This window comes from Janibacter sp. Soil728 (genome assembly GCF_001428305.1).
Classification (GTDB): Bacteria; Actinomycetota; Actinomycetes; order Actinomycetales; family Dermatophilaceae; genus Janibacter.
On record NZ_LMRZ01000006.1, the window covers coordinates 555,901 to 563,084 of the forward strand.

At 68.6% G+C, this 7,184-nt stretch carries 3 protein-coding genes and 1 pseudogene; 2 read left to right on the top strand and 2 right to left on the bottom strand.

The annotated features are described in order from the left end of the window. Nucleotides 1-40: 40 nt before the first annotated feature. Nucleotides 41-1,630 (top strand): stealth conserved region 3 domain-containing protein, encoded by a 1,590-nt coding sequence (locus ASG73_RS16000; RefSeq protein ID WP_055997496.1) that lies wholly within the window; start codon nucleotides 41-43, stop codon nucleotides 1,628-1,630. Nucleotides 1,631-1,635: 5 nt separating this feature from the next. After that, nucleotides 1,636-5,037, top strand: coding sequence for a CDP-glycerol glycerophosphotransferase family protein (locus ASG73_RS16005; protein ID WP_055997500.1), 3,402 nt, complete (start codon nucleotides 1,636-1,638; stop codon nucleotides 5,035-5,037). A 36-nt stretch (nucleotides 5,038-5,073) separates the two neighbouring features. Here the strand turns inward: ASG73_RS16005 and ASG73_RS18655 are convergent. Together ASG73_RS18655 and ASG73_RS18660 are read right to left on the bottom strand one after the other, a co-directional pair. Then, a partial coding sequence (locus ASG73_RS18655; protein WP_442905394.1) for an acyltransferase family protein occupies nucleotides 5,074-6,281 on the bottom strand: 1,208 nt, incomplete at its 5' end. A 1-nt stretch (nucleotide 6,282) separates the two neighbouring features. Beyond that, nucleotides 6,283-7,110: pseudogene (locus ASG73_RS18660) on the bottom strand (acyltransferase family protein); the annotation flags it as partial. Between the last annotated feature and the right edge of the window lie 74 nt (nucleotides 7,111-7,184).

The window sequence follows — 7,184 nt, forward strand, 5'->3', positions numbered from 1 at the left end:
CGATGACCACCGGCACCCTCCTCGCTGCGGAGTCTGGTTCGTGCTCGAGGGTGTGAGCGGCCGGGCCCGACTCCTCGCGCGGTCGGTCCGGGACGGCACCCGCCCGGTCTCCGTGGTCGACGCGTCCGTCGGGGACTCCCGCCGTGTTCGGCGGGGACGGTCGGTCATGACCGCCGAGGTCGTCGACCGCTTCGACGCCTGGGCACTGCGGGACCGGTCTCAGGAGGTCGTCAGCTCAGCGCTGACCGACGCGGCAGTGGCCCACCAGACGCTGCACAGCATCGACGCGGAACCCCACCGCATCGTCGTGTCGTCCGTCGACGTCGACCGGGTCGGTCCGGTCCTGGCCGCACTGGGGGGCGATCCCCACCTGCACGTCGCCCGGGTCCGTGCCTCCGGGTGCGGCCCCGCGAGCTCGATCACCTCCCCCCTCACCCTGGGCCCCGGCGACGTGGTCCGCGTCTTCGCCGCCCAGGTCTCCCTCGCCGGCAGGCTGCTGCCCACGATCGACCTCGGTGTGGACCTCGAGATCTGGGAGCAGACCGCCACGCCTCGGCCGTCCCCGGACGGACCGATCCTGCCCGCCGGCACCCTGGTCGCTCCTCGGACCAACCCGCACACCCGGTTCCTGACCCCCGAGGCGCTCACCGGCGCCCCCGTTCGCCGGGCCCCTGCAGCGCTCGAGCAGGTGACCTTCCCCATCGACGTCGTCTACACCTGGGTGGACGCGGACGACCCGGCGTGGCAGGCAGACTTCGACGCCGCGCGCCGCGGCAGCGACGCGTCGTCGACGCACAGGAGCGCCGTCTCGTCGGCACGATTCACCAGCCGCGAGGAGCTGCGCCACTCCCTGCGGTCCGTCGCCGCCTTCGCCAGCTGGGTGCGCACGATCCACATCGTCACCAACGGCCAGGTCCCGTCGTGGCTGGACACCGATCACCCCCAGATCCGTCTGGTGCGCCACGACGAGATCTTCCCTGACGCGTCGCACCTGCCCACCTTCAACTCGCACGCGATCGAGGCCAACCTCCACCGGATCCCGGGTCTTGCCGAGCACTACCTCTACCTCAACGACGACGTCTTCCTGGCCCGCCCCCTTCGCCCGGAGCACTTTTTCACCGCCGGTGGGCTGCTGAGGTATTTTCCGTCCATGATCCCCGTCGAGGACGGCGAGCCTGATACCGCGGACCTCCCCGTGGTCGCTGCCTTCAAGAACGGCGCTCGGATCATCGAGGACAGGTTCGGCCGTCGGCCGATGACGCGGCCGAGGCACACGCCGCACCCGCAGCGCAGGGACGTGCTCGCGGAGATCGACGAGGCCTGTCCAGAGGTCGTGCGCCGCACGAGCGCCGCACGCTTTCGACGACCGAGTGATGTCTCCCTGGCCGCTCAGCTGCAGGCCTTCTGGGCCGCCGCCACCGGACGGGCGGTCGCGGCCGACACCCGGTACGAGTTCATCGACATCGGCGACCCGGACAGCGAGCGGCGCATCGACCGGATGCTGGTGCGCTCCGACCTCGACTGCTACTGCCTGAACGAGACGCACACCGACCACCCGGACCTCGCGCACCGACGTGTCGATCGGATCGTCACGACCCTGTTGCCCTTCACCTCCCCCTACGAACGTTGAGTCACATGCCAGTCCCCGCCCTCATCGCCCAGAAGGCCGTCCGAGCGCGCCGCCAACGGCGACGCTCGCGCCCACCGACCGTCGGGCCGTACTCGCGCATCCACCTGGACATGCAGCAGTCGGGTGGCCTGATGACCATCGAGGCCCTCACCGGCCCCTCGCTGCACCTGGACGACGTGTTCGTGCTCCTGGCAGACGAATGGGTCCGGGTCGGCTCGTGGCAGTCCGAGGACACCACCGTCCGGGGCGAGGCGGCCATCCGGCACCGCACGGCCTTCGACCTCGACATCGTCGCCCCAGAGATCCCGCTCGATCTCGACGACGCCACCGAGGAAGAGATGCAGGGCGGCGCGAAGACCTCCGTCTGGACCTCGGTGACCGAGGACCGCGAGCGGCCCCCGCGGTACGCGGCCGAGGTCGTCCAGGAGGACGAGGTCCTGCGCTACCGGGTTCCGCTCGGACGCTTCCAGCAGACCACGGAGCCCTCCTTCACCTCGGTCACGAACTCGGCCGGAGCGCCCGTCCTCCCCTACGTCAACCGCAACGGCCACCTCGCTCTGGTCATGGACCAGGAGATCCGCCCCAACCTGCGCGTCGAGGTCTCCCACCTGCGGATCGACGACGGGCGGCTCGTGATCGCCGGAGCGCTCGGATCCCGGCACACCGTCCTGACCGGCGCCGAGCTCCAGCTCGTCGGTCGCGACGGGACCTACCGGTCCAGCAGCGCCGCACGGATCACCGCCGACACCACACGGTCCTTTCGAGGGTTCGGCGCCCACTTCTACGAGTTCTCCTCCGAGCACGACTTCCTCCGCGACCTCGAGGAGGGCCTGGGCAAGGACACGATCGCGGACCTGTGGATCGAGGCGACCACCCAGGAGGGTGAGGTCGTCCGCGGTCGGGTGGGGCGCACCCCCTACCTCGTGCGCAAGGGCACCAACGACGGCTGGGCGACATCGGGCGACACCACCTTGGCCGTCACGCCGTACTACACGTTCAAGGCAAAGTTCCCCTCCCTGCACCTGGAGCTCTTCCCGGCAGACGCCCACCAGCGGCTACGCGCACTCATGCGCCCGGGGACCGGGTCGCTGCGCCGTCTACGTCCCGGCGCCAAGCCCGTCTGGCTGGTGGGCGAACGCCCGTACAAGGCTCAGGACAACGGACTGCACCTCTTCCGTCATCTGCGCGCCCACCACCCCGAGATCGACGCGTACTACGTCATCGAGGAGGACTCCCCGGAGCGGGCCAACCTCGAGGGGCTCGACCACGTCCTGGACTTCAAGTCCCTCGAGCACATCGAGATGTGCCTGCAGGCTGACCGGCTCGTGGGCACCCACCACCCCAACTTCCTCTACCCGGCGCGCACCCCGCGCTTCGCCCGCAAGATGAAGGCTCCCAAGGTCTTCCTCCAGCACGGCGTCATGGGGACCAAGTGGATGGCCCTCAACTACGGCAAGCGGGTCACCTCCTTCGAGACCGACCTCTTCCTCGTCTCCTCCGAGCGCGAGAAGGAGTACATCGTCCAGGACTTCGGCTACCGGCCGGACGAGGTCGCGGTCACCGGTCTGGCGCGCTTCGACGCCCTCTTCGACGGGTCGCCCGCGCCGGTCAAGGGGCAGATCCTCGTGCTCCCGACGTGGCGGGACTGGATGCATGACCCGGCGACCTTCACCGAGACGCAGTACTTCCAGGAGTGGCACGGGCTCCTCACGGACCCGAGGCTGACGGCCCTGCTCGCCCAGCACGACGCCCGTGTCGTCTTCTGCCTGCACCCCAACATGCAGCAGTTCAGCAACCACTTCCGGGCGCCGGGCGTCACCGTGGTCCACCAGGGGGACGTCGACGTCCAGGACCTGCTCAAGCAGAGCGAGGTCATGATCACGGACTACTCGAGCCCCGGGTTCGACTTCTCCTTCCTCGACAAGACCGTCATCTACTTCCAGTTCGACGTCAGCCGCTTCCTGGGCCGCTGGGGAAGTCACCTCGACCTCCCCAACGAGCTGCCCGGACCGATCGCCCAGGACGCCGGGACCACCCTCGACCTGCTGGCCGAGGCGCTGGCCCGCGGCGGGCGGATCGACCCGAAGTACGCCGCGCGCTCCTCCCGGTTCCTTGCCCACCCGGATCGGCAGAACAACGAGCGGATCATCGAGGCGGTCCGCACCGCGAAGAGCCGCCGTTCGGTGCGCCACGCCGTCGAGCAGAGCGAGCTGCCCCAGCTGCTGCTGCATCGCGCTCGCCGGCACCCCCAGTACTTCCCCGTCATGCGCCGGTTGTTCGCCTTCGCCCGGATGCTGCCGGCGCAGGAGTCCATCCTCTTCGAGAGCGGGATCGGCAAGCAGTACAGCGACAGCCCGCGCTACATCTACGAGGAGCTCGTCCGCCGCAAGGACCCTCGACGCAAGATCTGGGTCTACGACAAGGCGGTCCCCGTGTGGGACCCCGACCTGGTCGTCGTCAAGCGGCTGTCACCCGGTTACTTCTGGCACCTGGGTCGGGCCCGGTACTGGGTCAACAACCAGAACTTCCCGCACTACATCCGCCGGCGTCGGTCCGGCGTGTACCTCCAGACGTGGCACGGCACGCCGCTCAAGCGCATGCTCCACGACCTCGACGACGTCGTCGGCCGGGACGAGGGTTATGTCGAACGCGTGACCAACGCGGTCGCGCAGTGGACCACCTTGCTCTCGCCCAGCCCGTACGCCACGAAGGCCTTCCGCTCGGCCTTCCGGTACGACGGCGAGGTCCTCGAGGCCGGCTACCCGCGCAACGACATCCTCTGCACATCGGACGTGTCGACCCTGACCGATCAGGTGATGCAGCGGTTGCAGGTGCCCGAGGGCAAGCGCGTCGTCCTCTACGCCCCCACCTTCCGCGACGACTCCAAGGGCCAGCGCGGGTTCTCCTTCGAGCTGCCCTTCGACCTCGAGCGCTTCGCAGAGGAGATGGACGACGACGTCGTGCTGCTCCTGCGCATGCACGTCCTCATCGCCGACCGTCTGACCGTGCCCGAGCACCTGCGCCACCGGGTCGTCGACGCGTCGAAGTACCCGGACATCCAGGAGCTCTACCTCGTCAGCGACGTCCTGGTGACCGACTACTCGTCCGTGTTCTTCGACTACGCGCTCCTACGCCGGCCGATGGTCTTCCACGCGTACGACCTGGACAACTACCGCGACCAGCTGCGCGGCTTCTACCTCGACTACCAGAGCGAGGTGCCGGGGCCCATCACCACGACCGAGGACGAGCTCTACGCGGCCCTGCGCACGAGCCTCACGGCCGGCGTCACGGACGAGGCACGCCTGGACGACTTCATCGCTCGCTTCGCGCCTCACGACGACGGGCACGCGGCCGCACGCGCGGTCGACGCAGTCCTCGACCCGGCGAGACCGCACCCCCAGGACTGACCGGGCGAAGGGGGGATCCCCCCTTCGCCCATGACGTCACCGCCTGACTGCGGCCTCGATCTCCTTCGCCATGAACGGCGCCATGGTCTTGACATAGGTGGCGCTGAGGTGCGACTTGTCGAAGTACGTGATGACTCCGCCGTTGGCACCGCGGCACACGGTGGGTTCGCAGACCAGGTCGTCGAAGTTGGCGTACGTCACCTTCGGCAGGTCGACCTCCTTGACGGCGTCCACGAGGGAGTCGTCGATGATCCAGTCCTGCCTGGGTGCGGAGCACTTCGACTGGTCGTCCGGGTGCTCGGCCAAGCAGTCGGGGATGTTGATCCCGGGGTAGGTCGGGTCCTTGAGCGCGAGGACGTTGGTGCCGCCCTTGGCCCAGTCGCGCAGGTAGCTCGCGTACCCGGCGACCGCCTTCGGCTTGGTGGTGGCCTGGGTCTCCCCGAGCACCGGGACCGACTGCCGCTCCGAGGTGATGACGAGGTCGAACTTCTTCCCGGACGTCTGCTTCTTGACCCACTGGCCGTAGTCGTAGCAGTTCTTGGAATCCGCATCGGTCTTGAACTGCTGACGCGCGTCGGTCACCGCGCAGCGTGAGACGAGATAGGTCGTGATGGTCCAGTCGTTCTTCTTGGCCAGGGCCTGCAGGGCCGGCAGCCAGTGCCCGGCGTGGGAGTTGCCCACCAGCGCCACCTGCTTCGGGCCGTCGCCGTAGGTGCAGGTCTTGCGGGCGGTGAAGGGCGAGTTGGTCCAGCAGTTGTCGGCGTAGGCGTCGGACTTGTCCTCCTTCGCCAGCTCCGCGGCCGGGACCAGCTTCGCGTCGTCCTTGACCGGACACTTCTGCTTGCCTCGTGCCAGCGCCCCGTGATTGGCCTCAGCGACCTGCGCGCCACCCATCACCGTCAGGGCCACCATCCCGACCACCGCCAGACGATAGGAGTGCCGAAGGGGGGCACCCGGCTTCGGCTGRCGGAACCTGTCCTCGATGAAGGTCTTGCTCAACCCCGCCAGGACCAACGTCGCCACCACGATGGCCACCTTGTCCAGAATGCCCAGACTGCCACCGCTGACGAAGGGCACGAGGATGACCAACGGCCAGTGCCACAGGTACACCGAGTACGACACATCCCCCAACCACTGGATCGGMCKGAACCGGAAGATCCCCGTGGGCGACAGCACGTGCTGGGAACCAGCCCAGATCACCGCCGCCGTCCCCAGCACCGGCAGCAACGCCGTGTACCCCGGGANGAACCGGAAGATCCCCGTGGGCGACAGCACGTGCTGGGAACCAGCCCAGATCACCGCCGCCGTCCCCAGCACCGGCAGCAACGCCGTGTACCCCGGGAAGGGMGTCGACCCCGTGTAGGTGAACCCGGTCACGACGATCGCCGCCAGACCCAGCCACGCGACAGGCACCGCCGCCACCCGGAACCGACCGCTCGCAGCGATCGTGCCCACCGTGGCCACCAGACCACCCACCGCCAGCTCCCACATGCGGGTCGGGGTGATGAAGTACGCACTCGCCGGCGACGTGGCCGTCGCCCACACCGAGATGGTCAGGGACACCACGACCATCGCCGCGATGACGCACCTGGCCAACGTCGTGGCATCGCGGTGGTAGCGCTTGGCGATGAAGAAGGCCGCGAAGATCAGCAACGGCCACAGCAGGTAGAACTGCTCCTCGATCGAGAGCGACCAGTAGTGCTGCACCGGGCTGGGCGCGTTGTCCTCGGCCAGGTAGTCGACCGACGAGCCCGCCAACCGCCAGTTCTGCACGTACAACGCCGAAGCGATGATCTCCTTGGCCGTCCCCGCCCACTGAGTGCTCGGCGCCAGCACCCGACTGGCCACCGCAGTCACCGCCAGCACCGTCAACGCAGCCGGCAACAACCGACGGATACGACGCGCCCAGAACTGCCCCAGGTCCCGACCCGTCCGCGGGGGCTTGGCCAGCAGGTGCGCCGTGATCAGGTACCCCGAGATCACGAAGAACACGTCGACGCCCGCGAACCCGCCCGTCAGGCTGTGCGGCCACACGTGGAAGATGACCACGAGCGAGACCGCAACCGCCCGCAAACCCTGGATGTCCTTGCGAAAACCACTCGCAGAGGACTCCGACCCACGAGCGCGGACGAAGGCGCTGGCGAAGG